Origin of the sequence: Sphingopyxis sp. BE259 (genome assembly GCF_031457495.1) — a bacterium.
Classification (GTDB): domain Bacteria; phylum Pseudomonadota; class Alphaproteobacteria; order Sphingomonadales; family Sphingomonadaceae; genus Sphingopyxis.
On sequence record NZ_JAVDWM010000001.1, the window covers coordinates 830,432 to 845,539 of the forward strand.

A 15,108-nucleotide genomic window follows, 5' to 3' on the forward strand; every position below is an offset into this window, starting at 1 on the left:
GATATGACCGACATGACCAAGACAGACACCTTCGCGGGGCGCGTCGCGCTCATCACGGGCGCGGGACAAGGAATCGGGCGGGTTTTCGCCAAAGGCTTCGCGCGCGCCGGTGCGAAAATCGCCATCGTCGAACTGAACGAAGACAGCGGACGGTCGGTAGCGGCCGAGGTCGAAGCGGAATGTGGCGCCGGCACCGTTATCGCCATTCGGGCCGATGTGGCCGATCCGGCAGCCGTCGACGCCGCCATAGCGGAGACATTGGAGGCCTTTGGCCGCATTGACGTCGCCATCAACAATGCGGCGATCTTCTCGACGCTGAAAATGCGGCCCTTCGAGGAAATCCCGTTTGACGAGTGGAGACAGGTCATGCGCGTGAACGTCGATGGCGTAATGCTGGTGTCCAAGGCGTGCGCGCCGGTAATGCGAGGTAATCGTCATGGGCGCATCATCAACATCTCGTCCGGGGTGGTGACTATGGGCCGACCGCACTATTTACATTATGTGGCTTCCAAAGCGGCGGTGGTCGGTATGACGCGCGCCATGGCGCGTGAACTCGGCGCCGACGGGATCACGGTGAATGCGCTGCTTCCGGGCGCAACCTTCACGGAGATCGAGCGCGAGACGGTGACGCCCGCGCAAAAGACCCAGATATTGAACATGCAGTGCATCAAGCGCCACGAGACCGCAGACGACTTGCTCGCCGCAGCGCTTTACCTCGCGTCCGACGGCGCAGAATTTGTGACGGGCCAGTCGATAGCCGTCGATGGCGGTACGACGTTTCGCTGAACAGGCCCGCAACGAGGCGGGCGGAATGGCCAGCCGGGTGCGGACGGCATCCTGTTGCATCTCGCAGCTATGACTTTGACAAGCCCGATAGGAAAGCTATGCCATCTGTACGTTCGGCCGCATGAGGGTCTCGGCAAGAGGTGTAGCAGACGCAGTGGCGGACATTTCCCCAGCTCACGACAATTCGCACAAGCCACAAGGCGAACGCAGTAGAAAGATGCGGGCTCGAATCCTTTCGGCCGCTATCAATCTGTTGCGCGAGAAAGGTTATTCGGCGTTTCGCGTCGCAGACGTTGCCGAAAGCGCAGGCGTCTCTCGCGGAGCGCAGCTTCACCATTTTCCGACAAAGGACCAACTAGTCGCCGCCTGCCTGGAGCAGGTTTTTTCGGCAGCCCTCGAGAAGGCGACCGTTGCCGCGGGTAAGGCTATCGAAGATGACGGCCTCCTCGAGGCTGCATGCGACGATGCAGAGGCATTCTTCTACGGTGAAGATTTTTTGATCGCGCTCGACCTCGTCATCTCGGGAAACAAGCTTCGGGCCCTCGCCGACGATGTTCGCGGTATGTCGCAGCAACGACGCGTCGGGGCCGAGCAAGTCTGGGTCAGCCGTTTTGCCAAGACCGGCCTGTCTCCGTCTGACGCCGAAGACATATTGTGGCTGCTGTGGAGCGTGCTCCGCGGATTGGCGGTGCGAGCCCAGATCGGAAAGGACCCCGAGCGGGCAAGGCGCGTCACCGAGCTGACAATTGCCTTGCTGTCCGGCTATGCGCAGTCGCTGCGGGAGCGGAACGACGGGACGGGCGGCCCAGACGCTATTGGTTGAAGCTTGCGATGACAAGCTTCTCGCCGCGCAGTGATTGCTGCCGAACCATCGGGTCCCGTTCCCTCAAGCCGCGTAGACATTACCATAGCGTTCGCGCAGTTGCTTCTTGTCGATTTTCCCTGTTGCCGTAAGTGGCACCGCGCCGACGAGGATGCGATCGGGCAGCTGCCATTTCGCGAATTCCGCGGATAGGGTTGATAGAATTTCCTTTTCGTCGGGAAGGATTCCATCATGAGGCTCGACGATCAAGAGCGGGCGCTCTTCCCATTTAGGGTGCGGAATGCCGACGACCGCGGCGATCTTGACCCCGCTGCACCCAGCGGCAACATTCTCAAGGTCGATTGAGCTGATCCACTCTCCTCCCGACTTGATGACATCTTTGGTGCGGTCTGTGATTCGCATGAACCCCTGGGCGTCGAGTGTCGCAACGTCGCCGGTATCGAACCACCCGTCGACATCGGTGCAATCCGCCGGCTGACGAAAATAGCGCTGAACCACCCACGGACCCCGCACCTGTAGCGCGCCTGCCGTCGCCCCATCGTGGGGGCAGGGGTGCCCGTCTTCGCCCAAGATGCGCATCTCGACGCCGAACTGGAGCCGTCCCTGCCGCGTCCACAATATATCCTGCATCGCTGCCTCGCCGAGGTCCGCGACGGCCGGCGTCGGTGTTGCGATCACACCGAGCGGGCAGGTCTCGGTCATTCCCCAGAGCTGAAGGACATCGACATCATGGTCGGCCTTGAAGCTTTCTGCCATCGCGCGAGGTACGGCGGAGCCCCCGATCATAATCCGCTTGAGCGTTCCCGTGTCGCCGCCGGTTGCCTCGAGGTGGGCGAGATACATGGTCCAGATCGTGGGCACCCCACCGGTAAAAGAAACCGCCTCCCCTCGGATTAGGGCCTGGAGGCTAGGACCGTCCATGCGGTCGCCAGGAAGAACGAGCTTGGCGCCGCAGAGCGGCGCCACGAACGGAAGGCCCCAGGCGGTGGCGTGATAGAGCGAGGAGCAAGGCATCACGCAATCGAACGACGTGAGGCCGAACGCGCTCGCCAAGCCCGCTCCCATCGCATGCAGAACGACTGCCCGGTGGCTGTAGAGAACCCCCTTGGGATCGCCTGTGGTCCCCGAGGTGTAACAAAGAAACGCCCCGGAATTTTCATCGATTTCGGGCCAGGTGATCGAGACCGGTGCCGACGCGAGCAAGGGCTCATAGGCCAGCGCCCCGAACCCCTCGCCGATGCCGACGCCTTCGTCGGACAGTACGATGTATTTTTCGATATGCGGGAGGCTGGGCGCAAGCCGCTCGACGAGCGCGGCGAGGTTGGGCTCGAACGCCAATATGCGACTCTCGGCATGGTTCAAGGTAAAGATCAGCTGATCGTCGGGGAGCCGGGGGTTGGCGGTGTGAAGCACTGCCCCAAGGCCCGGGACCGCGTAGAAGAGTTCCAAATGCCGGTGCGTGTTCCAGGCGAGCGACGATATCCGGTCACCGCTCCCGATCCCGGCAAGGGTGAACATGTTGGCAGCCTGCGCTACCCGGCGGGCGAGCGCTGCATAATCATAACGCCACAACCGATCGCTGCCGATTTCGCGCGACACCACTTCCCGGGTTGCGTGCGCGGCGGCGGCATATGTCAGGATCGTGCCGATCGCCAGTTGCGCAGGCTGCATTTGTCCCGTGATCGTCATGCATGCATCCTTCGACAAGTAGCAGTTGAACGGACCGTCTTTACGCGACAGCAAACAAAGTCCGCCAGCACAAGCCACCGAGGCTCATGCTGGCGGACACGGCGGCAGCCCGGCCGCACGCGATCCGCGGGATCAAGCCCTTGGACCGCGTTTGGGCGCGTCAGAACCGGAGTTCGGCGCTGACGCCCACTTTTCTTGGCTGTTCGTAAAAGCCGTCAGTTGCCTGCGCCCCGACACGAATGGTCTGGAAGACCTTTTCGTTGGTGAGGTTGGTCGCCCAGAGGCTGAATTTCCAGCGATCACCGGTTGGGGCAAAGGATATCGACGCATTGGTAAGGGTATAGCTCGGCTGGGAGAAAATATTCTGGAAGTCATAATAGAGCCGGGTCGAGTAGAAGGTGTTGACCGAGACCCCAAGGCGCCCTGCATCGAACTCATGGCCCCAATCGACCCCCAGGTTGAACGTCCACTTCGGGGCGCGGGTCATCACGTTACCCGACGCGTCCGCCGGGGCAACAGTGTTGCCTCCGTCGGGGCGCGGGAAAAAGCTCTGCGCGAGCGGAAAATCACGATAGCGCGCGTGGCTGTAGGCCGCCGAGCCGCGGATGTTGAGATCGTCAATCGGTTGGATAATCGCCTCGAACTCGCCGCCATAGATTTTGGCGCTCGCTGCGTTCTGCAGGACGTAGCTCGGACCCGACGCGTCTTTGGCCTGAACTTGCAGATCGTCGTACGTATAGTGATAAACGGCGAGGTTCGTGCGGAGCCAATTGAAGGGGTCGACCTTGATGCCGGCCTCCCATGCCTTGATGTTCTCGGGATTGACCGGATTCGGCGATGTGCCCGCCATATTGTAGACGCCGCTCTTGAACGCGGTGCCATAGCTTGCGTAAATGCTACCGTCGGGTGCGAACTGGTAGCGGATCGCGCCGCGGTAGTTGAACTTGTTGAAGGACTTTGCGGTCTTTGGAACGACCAGGTTTCCGTTCACGACCTGTTCGAAGGTCCGCCGTTCGGTCGTATAGCGCGCTCCCACCGTGACGAACAAATTGTCGACGATCTCATATGTCCCTTCGGCGAAGCCCGCGAACGAGCGACCCGACAGTGCAGGATCGAGATTTAGCGTGGTCGGAGGGACGCCGGGTCCCGGCGACGTGACGATATCCAACCCAGAATGGCCGCCGAACTGGTAGAAATAGCCGCCCAGGAGCCACTGGAATCGGCCGGGGTCGGCAGACGTGAACTTGATTTCCTGGCTCCCCGATTCCGTCGCAAATGTTGCAGGGAAATTACCGAGGAAGATGTTCGAGGCATCCGAATCGGTTTCCTGGTACCAGCGCAGATTCATGAAGCCGCTCGTCGCCTCGAGGTTGAAGCCGTCGAACTCGAGTTTTACATGCAGCGCCGCACTCCAGCGCCGTAAGTCCAACGTCGGAATGCTGGTCAATGACGCCTGCCAGGCGTCGGTCGGGAGAATGACGCCCGGGAAGCGACGGCCCGCCGTATTCCCATTGACCGGCTGGGGCGAATTGGTCGTGCTGTTCTGGTCGAAGAATTCGCCGGTCAGGATGACCTTGGCATTGTCGGAAGGCTGCCACAGCAGCTTGCTGCGAAAGTTGATCACTTGCTGGTCGCCGAGCGTGCCGCCGCGCACCAGATCGTCGATATAGCCGTCATTCTTGCGATAGAGGGCGGCAAAGTCGGCAGCCAATTTATCGCTAAGGCCGCCGGTGATATAGAAGCGGGCGTCATAATCGCCCGCGTCCCTGCGCATGCGGCCGTAACGCAGCGACGCCTTGCCGCGCAGGTCGAAACTGGGGTCAGGGGTAATCACGTTGATGAGGCCGCCGGTGGCGTTGCGGCCAAATGTCGTGCCTTGCGGTCCGCGCAGCACTTCCACGCGCTCGACCTCGACGAGATCGATCCAGTTGGCAGCCGACTCTGGCTGGTAAACGCCATCGACATAGGTCGCGATGTTTGGCTCGTCGCCGATCGAGATGCCGGTCGAACCGACACCGCGAATGACGGGCTGGAAGACGCCCATGTTGCGGCTTCCGATGAATCCGGGAACCACCTGAGTCAACGAGCGCACCGTCGAAACATCTGCAGCCGAGAGCGAATCGCCGGTGATCGCCGTGACGGCGACAGCAACGTCCTGAAGTCGTTCCTCGCGGCGCGTAGCCGTCACGATGATGTCGGAGATGCCCGAACTCGACTGCGCCTCGGGCTCGGGTTCGGCAGCCGGGACCGTGTCCTGGGCTTGGCCGGCCGCGCTCCAGGCCAGTGCGAAAAGTGCGATACCGCCTGCGAGGGCGCGCCCGCTATTATTTCTGTTGGTCGTCATGTCCATTCTCCCTCTCCCTGATTCTTTTTTCAATTCGTCCGCACATGCTCTTCAAGAAAATCCAGCCGATCGTTTCCCCAGAATATCTGGTCGTCGACAAACATAAGGGGCGCGCCGAATACGCCACGGGCGTAAGCTTTCGACCGCGCTTCGCGATAGTCGCGCTTGCCCTCTTCCGAGTCAGCAAAGGCGAGGGCGGCATCGGCTTCGAGACCCGCCGATGCCGCCGAGGCGCGCAATTCGTCCCGGTCTCGCGGATCGATTCCGAGGCCCCAGATGCGCCGATAGGCATCCCGCACGAAGCCTTCGGCGGCACCATGACGGGCCGCGAAGATTGCGACTGTGTTCCAGGCTCCGCACTCGAAGCTCGCTGGAAAGGTAAGCGGCACGTCGTACCGCCGAGCCCAACGCTGCAGATCCGCGGTCAGAACCTTTATCTTCGCCGGCACCTCGCGGTTGGACGGGCCGTAATTGCCCGCCGCAATCTTTGCTTCGGGGATGTCGATGGGATGATAGGCAAGCGCCCGGCCGTGCCGGCGCGCAATCTCCGGCAGTCGCAACTGTGCGAGATAGCTGAACGGGCTGATGAAATCGAAGTAGAAATCGATGGTGGCGGTCATGAGACCCTCTCTTCGATGCCCACCATCTCGCGGTAATTTTGCCAGAAGCCGATGATGGCCCCTTCCGTGACAAGATGATCCGCGTCATCGGCGCCGCCGCCGCCCATCGCGATATAGGATCTTGCCTTTCTGTCCGAGCTGACCGCCTGCTGCACGATCTCGACCGCCTCGCCATCCTCCATCGAGATCATGCCCGCCGGTCCGATGAGATTCGATTGCTTGAGGCGGATCGCGTCCATCTCCGCATCATCGTCCGCATAGCCAAATTGGGTCCACACGAGTTCGAACGAATTCGGTCCGTGGGTGACGATCTGGCGAACCGCGAGCGTGTTCGAGATCTGCTGCAAAATCAGGTTGGGATAAAGGGCCAGGATGACGAGGGTGATGCCGTCCGGAAACTCACTCCGGCCCGCGAGCAGCGAAGGATCCTGGAGCGAGAAGCTCGTGTCGAAGCTGCGCGAGTCCTGATAGACTTCGCTATCGCGCGCCGCGTCGTTGCTGCCTGCCTTCGAATAAAGAAACGAATGCCGCTTGCTCTCGTCCATCAGGCATTCGCCGGTTTGCGTCGAACGATAGAGGCCGAAAGTATTGTGAAACAGATGGAGGAGGCTTGCGTGATAGGGGTCGCGCGTATTTTCGGCGTATAGCTTCCAGTTGCCGTGGATGAACTGGCGTTGATTGCCCAATATCTTGATCGGGCGGCACATGATCCGCTCGACATGCTTGGTGATGAGCGGACCGAGATAGTCCGTCAGCGGCTCCACTTCTTGCGAGAATGTCGCGAAAACCAGCCCATTCAACGCTTCGACGCGCAGCTTGACCAAGCCATGTTGCTTGAGATCGAAATCCGCCGGCATCCCCCCCTTGCCCTTGATCCCGCGGCGGAACGGGACGCCCATGAGGTCTCCGTTCAATTCATAAGCCCATTGATGATAAACGCATTCGAGATGCGGCACATTGCCTTGGCGTGCGCGGCATACCGTCGCGCCGCGATGCGCGCAGCGGTTCACAACGACATGGAGGCTCTGGTCCTTGTCCCGCGTCACAACGACCGGCGTGTCGCCGATGAAGGTCGATTTGAAATCACCGGGGTTCGGGACTTCGGCCTCGAGCGCAACGAAGTTCCAGGTGGGGCCGCGGAAGAGATGCTCCTGTTCGGCCTTGTAAAAGGCATCATCCGTGAACACGGAATATGGTATCCGGCAGCCAATGGGCTCCTCGGTGTCGGTCGACACTTTACCTACGGCCGTATCTTGAACATTGAGCATATCGCAACCTCGAAATGGGCTAAATGGGGCGGACCATCAAAGTGTCGATCAGGTCCGTGTCGAAAATCGCCTTCTTTGACCGAAAAAGAAATTTCCCGGACGAAAACACTATCTCATCGACATATTTACCAGCATTATACACAAATGATCGGCCGGTGTTTCTTGTCTGGAGCACCAGATAGTTTGTATGGGCCACAATCGCATCTGAACGAACCTCGTGAATTCGGCTGGTGCTGATGATGTGTCGATAGTGATGGACCGGAAAAATGTTGGCGCGCCGGAGCGAGACGATGCGGTCTACAAGCATGCCCCTGCTGTCACAGAAGATCGTCGCAACCGGCAATCCGCGGTCGGCATTCTCTCGCGGCAATACGGAATAATGGCAGTCCTCGACGAACAGATCGGGCCACGCTTCGAGCTGATCGTCGTCAATCAGCTCGGCGTGCAGGGCAATAAGGTCCGTCACTTCCCGGAGGAGCTCGGTGCGAGGCAGAGTGGAAAGGTCCATAGCCTCAGCTCTCCGGCGCACCGGGAGCGTCGATCGTCACCCAGCCGTCCTCGATCGTCACTTCATAGGTCTTGAGCGGGATCTGGCAGGGATAAGTTGTCGCGGCTCCGCTCGGAATGTCGAAGGCACCGCCATGATAGGGGCATTCGATCGTCGCACCATCCTGATAGCCATCGGTAAGCTGCGCGTTGCCGTGGGTACATGTGTTGGCCGTGACATAATACTGGCCGTCGACATTATACACTGCGAGCGGCGGATAGGTGCCTGCCGGTATCGCAACCGGTTCGCCATCCTGGGGGTCGCCGATCGGGCAGAGGCGAAGTCTCTCCATTGCAATCACATCCATCTATTAAAAATTTCCTTGGGTGGTCAGCCGAGGGGGATGTCCATTCCGTAACCCTCGGCTTCATTTCCATGGCCGAAGAGGTCGCGCAGATAATGTTCCTGCTGCGGACCCGCCTTTTTCGCTCCCCAGCCAAATTCCCACAGCCACCCCGACGGATTTGCGCAGTAGAATGTCAGCGCTTCGTCGTTCGCGTGCTTTCCGAGCTGGAGTGCGACATCGATCTCTCGTTCGCGCACCGAGTCGTGGGCAAGGCCGAGATCATCGAGCTCGCTGTACTCGAGCATCAAATGGTTGATCCGCTTGTCCATCGGACCGAGGCCGAAAGCCACGGAATGTTGCCGGTCGTTGCAATGCATGAAATAGGGGGCGGCGACCTCACCGTTCGGCAAAGCGAGGTGGTACTCGACCGAGCCCCGCAGCCCGAGCAGCTGATAGAAGCGAACCGCCGCGGCGACGTCATCCTGACGCAGGATGCAATGGCCGATCCCTTCGGCACCGGTAACGAAACGACCGAACATCGGGCGGCCGGGATGAAACGGGCGGTAATTGTCGACCTGGGGGCCGAAGAAGATTTCGGTGGGATTACCGCCCGGATCCTTGAGCTTGGCCAAGCCGAGGACCCGGCGCTCGCGCGCCGCTTCGTCGCTCGCTATTTCGACTTCGATATTCTGGACTGTCAGCTTCTCGACAATTTCGTCGAACTCTACCGGACCCGCAACGCGCCAGCCAAGATAGGCAAGATCGTCACCGCCATCAGCATGCAGCGTGATGCGGTGATGCCATTTGTCCATTCGCAGATACGCGCGGTCGCCTTCGCCTTCATCGACATATTCCATGCCGCCGACGCCGCACGCGAAGCTCTTCCATGCATCCAGATCAGATACCGACAAGCCTAGATAACCCAGCTCGGTCACGCCCACCATATTTCGCACTCCCAAATCTCAAGCCATTTTTGGCTTTTATACGCCTGAACCAGCCTGGTTGACGTGTCGCACATGATGCAACGCGATTCGAATAGGGCAATTTAGATCATTGTGCAACCCATTGCACAATGAGCCACGCATGCTATGTTGGGTCATTCGGGATCGGAAGAGTCCAAAGAGTTGAGCCGAGAATCGTTGATCCAAATAGTTGACCTACGAATCTCGGTGGCCGGAAATGGAGGAGAGGATGTTGCAACCTGACGGAAACGGCGCAGCCGTGGCAGAGCTTGAATCACTGCGTTCGCGTATCGATGCATGGCTCGTAAAAGACGAGGGAAGCGGCCGCTTTCAGATCGACCGGGAGGCCTTTACCGACGCGGACGTGTTCGCTCTCGAGCTGAAATATATCTTCGAGCGCAACTGGGTCTTCATTGCGCACGAGAGCCAGGTCGCAAAGCCGAACGACTTTCTCACGACTTTTATCGGCCGCCAGCCCGTCATCCTGACCCGCGACCGGGCCGGGGAATTGCATTGTCTGATCAATGCCTGCGCGCACCGCGGCGCGCGCGTTTGCCGCGAGAAGAGCGGAAACCGCCGCAACTTCACCTGCCCCTTCCACGGTTGGACCTATAATCCCGCGGGCCAACTCCTCGACGTGACAGATGAGGCTGGGGGTGGCTACGCGCCGGGCTTCAAGCGGGAAGACTATGGTCTAGAACATGTTGCGCGCATCGAGATTTACCGGGGCTTCATTTTCGCCAGTCTCAACCCCGAGGTCGTTCCTCTTGAGGACTATCTCGCGGGCGCGAAGACATTCATCGATCTCATGGTTGATCAGTCGGTCGAAGAGAAGCTCGAAGTTCTTCCAGGCGCTACGCGCTACCGCTATCGAGGGAACTGGAAGCTGCAGGTCGAAAATGGCCTCGACGGCTATCATATCGGCACGGTGCACGCGAATTACTTCATGACGGTCGCACGCCGGGTCGACGGGACATCGAAGAACGATACCAGGGCGTTCGATTTCGGTCGCTGGGCTCAGCTCGAGGGCGGCTCTTTCTCCTTCGACAACGGCCATTGCGTGCTCTGGAATGACTATGCAAACTATCAGGACCGGCCGAATTACGAAATCCTGGACTGGTTGAAGCGCGAGCGCGGCGAAGAGCGCGCTACCTGGATGAACGGCCGGATACGCAATCTGGAGCTGTTCCCTAACGTCTTCCTCATGGACCAGACGAGCACCCAGATCCGTATCATCCGGCCCATCTCGGTGGATGAGACCGAGGTGACAACCTACTGCATAGCTCCGGTGGGTGAGAGTGACGACGCCCGCGCCTTGCGCATCCGCCAGTATGAAGATTTCTTCAATGCAAGCGGCATGGCTACGCCGGACGACCTGACCGAGTTCAACAATTGCCAGGTCGGTTTCGGTGGCGGGGCTGGCCGGATGAACGACATGTCGCGGGGATCGACACGGTGGGTGCAAGGCGTCAGCAGCCACGGCGAAGCCCTGGGCGTCGACGCCATCCTTAGCGGCACGGCGGTGGCCGACGAGGGGCTTTACGTCGCGATCCACGACGAATGGATATTGCGCATGCGCGGAGCCATTGCGAGCGAAGAGGCCGAGCGCGCGTTACCCCCGAAGCCGGAGATGGCGAAATGAGCAGCGAAGTTGCGCAATGGACCGCGATCCAGCGATTTCTCGGGCGCGAAGCGGCCGCTCTCGATGCCAAGGATTGGGATAGCTGGATCGATCTATATCATCCCGATGCCGAATATTGGGTCCCCGCGTGGGATGACAGCGGCCGATTGACCGAGGACCCAAGGCGCGAGATTTCGCTGATCTATTATCCGACCCGGGCAGGGCTCGAGGACCGCGTCTATCGCATTCGGACGGGCCGGTCGTCGGCCAGTTCGCCGGCCCCGCGCACTTCCCATATCTTTAGCCTGCTCGCGGTCGACCATGAGGACGACATCATTCGGGCGCGGACGAATTGGTCGGTGACCTCGGTCTTGGAGGATCGGCCGACCGTCTACAGTGGGTCGGCCATTTACGATCTCGAACCGATGGGCGACGCCTTTGTGATAAAACGCAAATATACCGTCGTCATCAACGACCTCGCGCAGACGATGCTCGATGTCTACAGCATTTGAGGTCGGCGTAGCGTCGCAGCAGGCCGGATTCCGGCCCTGCATCGGTACCATGGTCGGCGAGCCGGCAGGCATCGGACCCGAGGTTACCGTTCGCGCCTGGGCGTCAGGCCGCGTGCATGAGGTGTCGGTTCCCCTATTAGTGGGGTCGGCGGCCTCGGTCGAACGAGCGCTTGACCTGACTAAAGTGTCGGCCCGCCTGCGTGTCATGCGTTCGCTCGAGCCGCTCAGCGACGACCCGGCAGTCATCGATATCCTGGATACAGGTGCGCTGGACGACCGCGCGCTCCCCTTCGCGAAAGATACGCTCGAATCGGGCATTGCGACCGCCAAGTGGCTAGCCGAACTCGATGCGCTCGCGCGCGACGGGGTCTTCGCCGGCACAGTGATGGGTCCGATCAGCACCGGATCGCTTAAACTGGCGGGAAAGCTGGATATGGTGATCAGCCCGACGCCGGGCGAGAGTTATCTGCTCCTCCTCACCGGACCGCTCCGTGTCGCCCACCTCACCGATCATATGTCGATTCGGGCGGTCTGCGACCTCATCACGCCCGAGTTGATCGATACCGCCCTACAGCAAATCGACGCGGCGCTTCGAAGCTGGGGCGTCGCCAACCCCAGGATCGTGGTCGCGGGTCTCAATCCTCATGCCATCGGCGATGAGGAAGATCGTGCCATCGGTCCTGGAGTCGCGCGCGCGCGCGCGCGCGGCATCAATGTCGATGGACCATCCGCGCCCGATACCGTCTTTCGCCAATGTATCGAAGGCCGATACGATCTCGTGCTAGCGATGTTTCACGACCAAGGCCACATAGCCGTCAAGACATGGGGATTCTCGGGAAACTGCGTGATCATGATGGGGCCACCCTATCTCCATATGTCGGTCGCACACGGCACGGCATATGACATTGTGGGAACGGGCAAAGCCGATCCATCGATGATGCTGAGTGCCATGCGGACTTGTGGGGTGCTGACCGCCGGAAAGGGCTTTTCCGAGGTGGATCGCTGACGCGCCGGCCCAACTCCGGCGTGAAGCACGGCCATTCGCGCGCTGTGCTCAAGTCGTCCACAAGGATATGAGATGCTCCTTTACTATGCGCCTGGCCTTTGCTCGCTGGCACCGCACATCGCGCTGCGCCGGATAGGGGCAGAGTTCGATATTGAAAAAGTCGACATGCCCACGCGCAGAACCGAGCATGGCGCCGACTTCCGGTCGATAAAGCCTTCGGGAAAAATCCCTGCTCTCCTTCTGGATTCGGGCGAGCTTCTCACAGAGACGATAGCGATCCTTCTCTATGTTGCCGACCTGGCACCGCGCGCGGGGCTCGCCCCGCCGGCCGGAACAATCGCTCGCTACACGCTGACGGACAGCCTGAGCTTCATCGCCTCCGAGCTGCACAAGAGCTTCGTGCCGCTCTTCTCCAAAACCGCGGGGCCGGAGATCCGCGCTGAGGCAAAGCGGGACGTCATGCACCATCTCCAAGCGCTCGACCTGGAATTGACCGACAAGAATTATTGCTTCGGGGACGCCTTCACCGTGGCCGACGCCTATCTCTATTGCATCCTCGGGTGGCCCTCTCGAGTGGAGATCGGTCTCGCGGGCTTCCCCGCTTTGACGCGCTACCGCGCCCGGATGGAAGAGGAGCCCGGTGTCCTCGAAGCCGTGCGAGCCGAGAGCCTGAAGTGACCGGATCAGAGGCGCCGGTTTCATTTACCGGTTGCAAACGCGTTTCCCATGGTGCAAAACATTGTCCCAAGAGGGCTGCGACATGATGGCCCGTGGAACGGAGATTGAGTGATGCTTGAAGCCGTTTGGGGGCAGGTCGCCCGACATGATGATTACATGGTTGCTGGCCAATGAGTTCGGCGCCCGACATGGTCCGGCCCGAAATCGGCAAGACATTCGTCGCTGACGGGATCAAAACCAACTATCATGACACCGGCGAGGGCAGGCCGGTCCTCCTCGTCCACGGTTCGGGCCCCGGGGTCACGGCATGGGCGAACTGGCGGCTTAATATGCCCGAGATTGCTAAGGAATTCCGGGTCATTGCTCCCGACATGATTGGCTTCGGCTACAGCGACTCGGTGGGTCGGATCACCGACAAGGCCATCTGGACCAATCAACTGGTCCGTCTTCTCGACGACCTGGAAATCGACCAGGTCTCGATGGTCGGAAATTCCTTCGGCGGCGGCGTGACGCTCGCCTTCATGATCGCCCATCCCGACAGGGTCGATCGTGCCGTTTTGATGGGAGCGGCTGGACTTGAATTCCCGCTCACGCCGGCGCTCGATTTCGTCTGGGGTTATGAGCCATCCCGCGAAATGATGCATGAGTCGCTGAAGATGCTCGCATGGGACCAGAGCCGGCTGACCGACGATCTGATCGACTCCCGTTATCACGCGAGCATCCGCCCAGGAGCGCATGAGCCCTATCATGCGACGTTCGGCGGTTCCGACCGGCAGGCCAATATTGCTATGCTGTCGAGCCGCGAGGAAGATATCGCCGCGCTTCCCCATGAAGTGCTCGTCCTGCACGGCAAGGCCGACCAAGTCATTCCGCAAGAGGTGTCGCTGCGCCTCGGAAACCTGATCACACACTCAGACGTCCGCTTCTTTGGAGAGTGTGGCCATTGGGTACAGATCGAGCGGATGGCCAGTTTCAATCGCGCCGTGATCGAATTTTTCAGTCACGGCCTAAAATTTTAAATTTCCCGGGAGAGCGGTGATGGCAATTACAGGCGTGATGCGACCAGGCTTTGTCCAGATGCGCGTCCTCGATCTCGAGGAGGCCATCCCCCATTATCGCGACCGGATCGGGCTGGAACTCGTCGGTCGTTCGGGTGACCGGGCATTTTTCCGCGGGTTCGACGAATTCGATCGACACAGCGTCATCCTGCGCGAGGCGGATATGCCCGGTCTTGATCGGATCGGCTTCAAGGTTTGCCGCGACAGCGACCTCGAAATATTCGCAGACCGTTTGCAAGCCACCGGCGTCGACGTCGAATGGATCACCGCGGGCGAGGAAGAGGGCGTCGGACGCAAGCTGCGCTTCGCGGTTCCTACCGGGCATATCTTCGACCTTTACGCCGACATGGAATTATCGGCAGACGGTCCTCCCACAAAGAACCCGGACGTCTGGCACAGTGAGCCGCGCGGCATGCGCGCTATGCGATATGATCACTCGGCGCTCAACGGCATCGATGTCGCGGGATCGGCGCGAATCTTCGTCGAAGCGCTCGATTTTTCCGTTACCGAGGAACTCGTCGACGAAGCGAGCGGCACTCGGCTCGGCATCTTCCTGAGCTGTAGCAATAAGGCTCACGATATCGCGTTCCTTGCAGGCCCCGAGGATGCGAAAATCCACCATACATCGTTCCGCCTGGAATCCTGGAACGACGTCGGAAATGCTGCCGATATCATCAGTCGCTATGATATCTCACTCGATATCGGCCCGACGCGCCACGGTATCACGCGTGGTCAGACCATATATTTCTTCGACCCTTCGGGAAATCGGAACGAGACCTTTGCCGGCGGTTATGATTATTACCCCGATAATCCTCGCCGGTCGTGGGGCGTCGAACAGGCGGGCAAGGCGATTTTCTATTATGAAAAGGCGCTCAACGACCGCTTCATGACCGTCAATACCTGACTTC

The 15,108-nt window shown here is 60.1% G+C and carries 15 protein-coding genes; 8 read left to right on the forward strand and 7 right to left on the reverse strand.

Going from position 1 to position 15,108, the window contains the following annotated elements; translation table 11 throughout:
* Positions 1-3 precede the first annotated feature (3 nt).
* Entirely contained in the window at positions 4-786 is a 783-nt protein-coding gene (locus J2X44_RS04010; RefSeq protein WP_197411509.1) for an SDR family NAD(P)-dependent oxidoreductase, read from the forward strand.
* Between the two features lie 154 nt (positions 787-940).
* A complete protein-coding gene (locus J2X44_RS04015) occupies positions 941-1,609 on the forward strand; it encodes a TetR/AcrR family transcriptional regulator (RefSeq protein WP_161786581.1) in 669 nt (222 codons plus the stop codon).
* 63 nt (positions 1,610-1,672) lie between these two features.
* Here the strand turns inward: J2X44_RS04015 and J2X44_RS04020 are convergent, their stop codons facing one another.
* The 7 genes from J2X44_RS04020 to bphC all read right to left on the reverse strand — a co-directional run bounded on the left by J2X44_RS04020 (position 1,673) and on the right by bphC (position 9,307).
* Entirely contained in the window at positions 1,673-3,298 is a 1,626-nt protein-coding gene (locus J2X44_RS04020; protein ID WP_197411510.1) for a long-chain fatty acid--CoA ligase, read from the reverse strand.
* A gap of 160 nt (positions 3,299-3,458) precedes the next feature.
* The gene (locus J2X44_RS04025) at positions 3,459-5,648 is read right to left on the reverse strand and encodes a TonB-dependent receptor (protein ID WP_310088072.1); all 2,190 of its coding nucleotides are present in this window, start codon (positions 5,646-5,648) and stop codon (positions 3,459-3,461) included.
* A 23-nt stretch (positions 5,649-5,671) separates the two neighbouring features.
* Positions 5,672-6,262, reverse strand: a complete 591-nt coding sequence (locus J2X44_RS04030; protein ID WP_105998642.1) for a 2-hydroxychromene-2-carboxylate isomerase — start codon at positions 6,260-6,262, stop codon at positions 5,672-5,674.
* Positions 6,259-7,449 (reverse strand): aromatic ring-hydroxylating dioxygenase subunit alpha, encoded by a 1,191-nt coding sequence (locus J2X44_RS04035; protein ID WP_310088074.1) that lies wholly within the window; start codon positions 7,447-7,449, stop codon positions 6,259-6,261. The genes J2X44_RS04030 and J2X44_RS04035 overlap by 4 nt, the downstream gene beginning before the upstream one ends.
* Before the next feature lie 100 nt (positions 7,450-7,549).
* A complete protein-coding gene (locus J2X44_RS04040) occupies positions 7,550-8,038 on the reverse strand; it encodes an aromatic-ring-hydroxylating dioxygenase subunit beta (RefSeq protein ID WP_105998640.1) in 489 nt (162 codons plus the stop codon).
* A gap of 4 nt (positions 8,039-8,042) precedes the next feature.
* A complete protein-coding gene (locus J2X44_RS04045) occupies positions 8,043-8,384 on the reverse strand; it encodes a non-heme iron oxygenase ferredoxin subunit (RefSeq protein ID WP_242446142.1) in 342 nt (113 codons plus the stop codon).
* Positions 8,385-8,407: 23 nt separating this feature from the next.
* On the reverse strand, positions 8,408-9,307 hold the full coding sequence (gene bphC, locus J2X44_RS04050; RefSeq protein ID WP_167919382.1) for a biphenyl-2,3-diol 1,2-dioxygenase: 900 nt from the start codon (positions 9,305-9,307) through the stop codon (positions 8,408-8,410).
* Between the two features lie 247 nt (positions 9,308-9,554).
* Here bphC and J2X44_RS04055 point away from each other — a divergent pair, with 247 nt between their 5' ends.
* From J2X44_RS04055 to J2X44_RS04080, 6 genes are all read left to right on the forward strand, one after another.
* Positions 9,555-10,967: a Rieske 2Fe-2S domain-containing protein gene (locus J2X44_RS04055; protein WP_052182494.1), complete on the forward strand. Its 1,413-nt coding sequence runs from the start codon at positions 9,555-9,557 to the stop codon at positions 10,965-10,967.
* On the forward strand, positions 10,964-11,458 hold the full coding sequence (locus J2X44_RS04060) for an aromatic-ring-hydroxylating dioxygenase subunit beta (protein WP_105998637.1): 495 nt from the start codon (positions 10,964-10,966) through the stop codon (positions 11,456-11,458). Before J2X44_RS04055 ends, J2X44_RS04060 begins: the two co-directional genes overlap by 4 nt.
* Positions 11,459-11,507: 49 nt before the next feature.
* Positions 11,508-12,464, forward strand: coding sequence for a PdxA family protein (locus tag J2X44_RS04065; protein WP_037557633.1), 957 nt, complete (start codon positions 11,508-11,510; stop codon positions 12,462-12,464).
* A gap of 72 nt (positions 12,465-12,536) precedes the next feature.
* Entirely contained in the window at positions 12,537-13,142 is a 606-nt protein-coding gene (gene gstA / locus J2X44_RS04070) for a glutathione transferase GstA (protein ID WP_037557634.1), read from the forward strand.
* 188 nt (positions 13,143-13,330) lie between these two features.
* Positions 13,331-14,161, forward strand: coding sequence for an alpha/beta fold hydrolase (locus J2X44_RS04075; RefSeq protein WP_231732772.1), 831 nt, complete (start codon positions 13,331-13,333; stop codon positions 14,159-14,161).
* Positions 14,162-14,180: 19 nt separating this feature from the next.
* Entirely contained in the window at positions 14,181-15,104 is a 924-nt protein-coding gene (locus tag J2X44_RS04080) for a catechol 2,3-dioxygenase (RefSeq protein WP_037557638.1), read from the forward strand.
* The last annotated feature ends 4 nt before the right edge of the window (positions 15,105-15,108 follow it).

Excerpts from the sequence above, each read along its gene's own strand:
- J2X44_RS04010 (WP_197411509.1), top strand. The coding sequence starts at position 4 with ATGACCGACATGACCAAGACAGACACCTTCGCGGGGCGCGTCGCGCTC.
- J2X44_RS04020 (WP_197411510.1), bottom strand. The coding sequence starts at position 3,298 with ATGACGATCACGGGACAAATGCAGCCTGCGCAACTGGCGATCGGCACG.
- J2X44_RS04025 (WP_310088072.1), bottom strand. The coding sequence starts at position 5,648 with ATGGACATGACGACCAACAGAAATAATAGCGGGCGCGCCCTCGCAGGC.
- J2X44_RS04030 (WP_105998642.1), bottom strand. The coding sequence starts at position 6,262 with ATGACCGCCACCATCGATTTCTACTTCGATTTCATCAGCCCGTTCAGC.
- J2X44_RS04040 (WP_105998640.1), bottom strand. The coding sequence starts at position 8,038 with ATGGACCTTTCCACTCTGCCTCGCACCGAGCTCCTCCGGGAAGTGACG.
- J2X44_RS04045 (WP_242446142.1), bottom strand. The coding sequence starts at position 8,384 with ATGGATGTGATTGCAATGGAGAGACTTCGCCTCTGCCCGATCGGCGAC.
- bphC (WP_167919382.1), bottom strand. The coding sequence starts at position 9,307 with ATGGTGGGCGTGACCGAGCTGGGTTATCTAGGCTTGTCGGTATCTGAT.
- J2X44_RS04055 (WP_052182494.1), top strand. The coding sequence starts at position 9,555 with ATGTTGCAACCTGACGGAAACGGCGCAGCCGTGGCAGAGCTTGAATCA.
- J2X44_RS04060 (WP_105998637.1), top strand. The coding sequence starts at position 10,964 with ATGAGCAGCGAAGTTGCGCAATGGACCGCGATCCAGCGATTTCTCGGG.
- J2X44_RS04065 (WP_037557633.1), top strand. The coding sequence starts at position 11,508 with ATGGTCGGCGAGCCGGCAGGCATCGGACCCGAGGTTACCGTTCGCGCC.
- gstA (WP_037557634.1), top strand. The coding sequence starts at position 12,537 with ATGCTCCTTTACTATGCGCCTGGCCTTTGCTCGCTGGCACCGCACATC.
- J2X44_RS04075 (WP_231732772.1), top strand. The coding sequence starts at position 13,331 with ATGGTCCGGCCCGAAATCGGCAAGACATTCGTCGCTGACGGGATCAAA.
- J2X44_RS04080 (WP_037557638.1), top strand. The coding sequence starts at position 14,181 with ATGGCAATTACAGGCGTGATGCGACCAGGCTTTGTCCAGATGCGCGTC.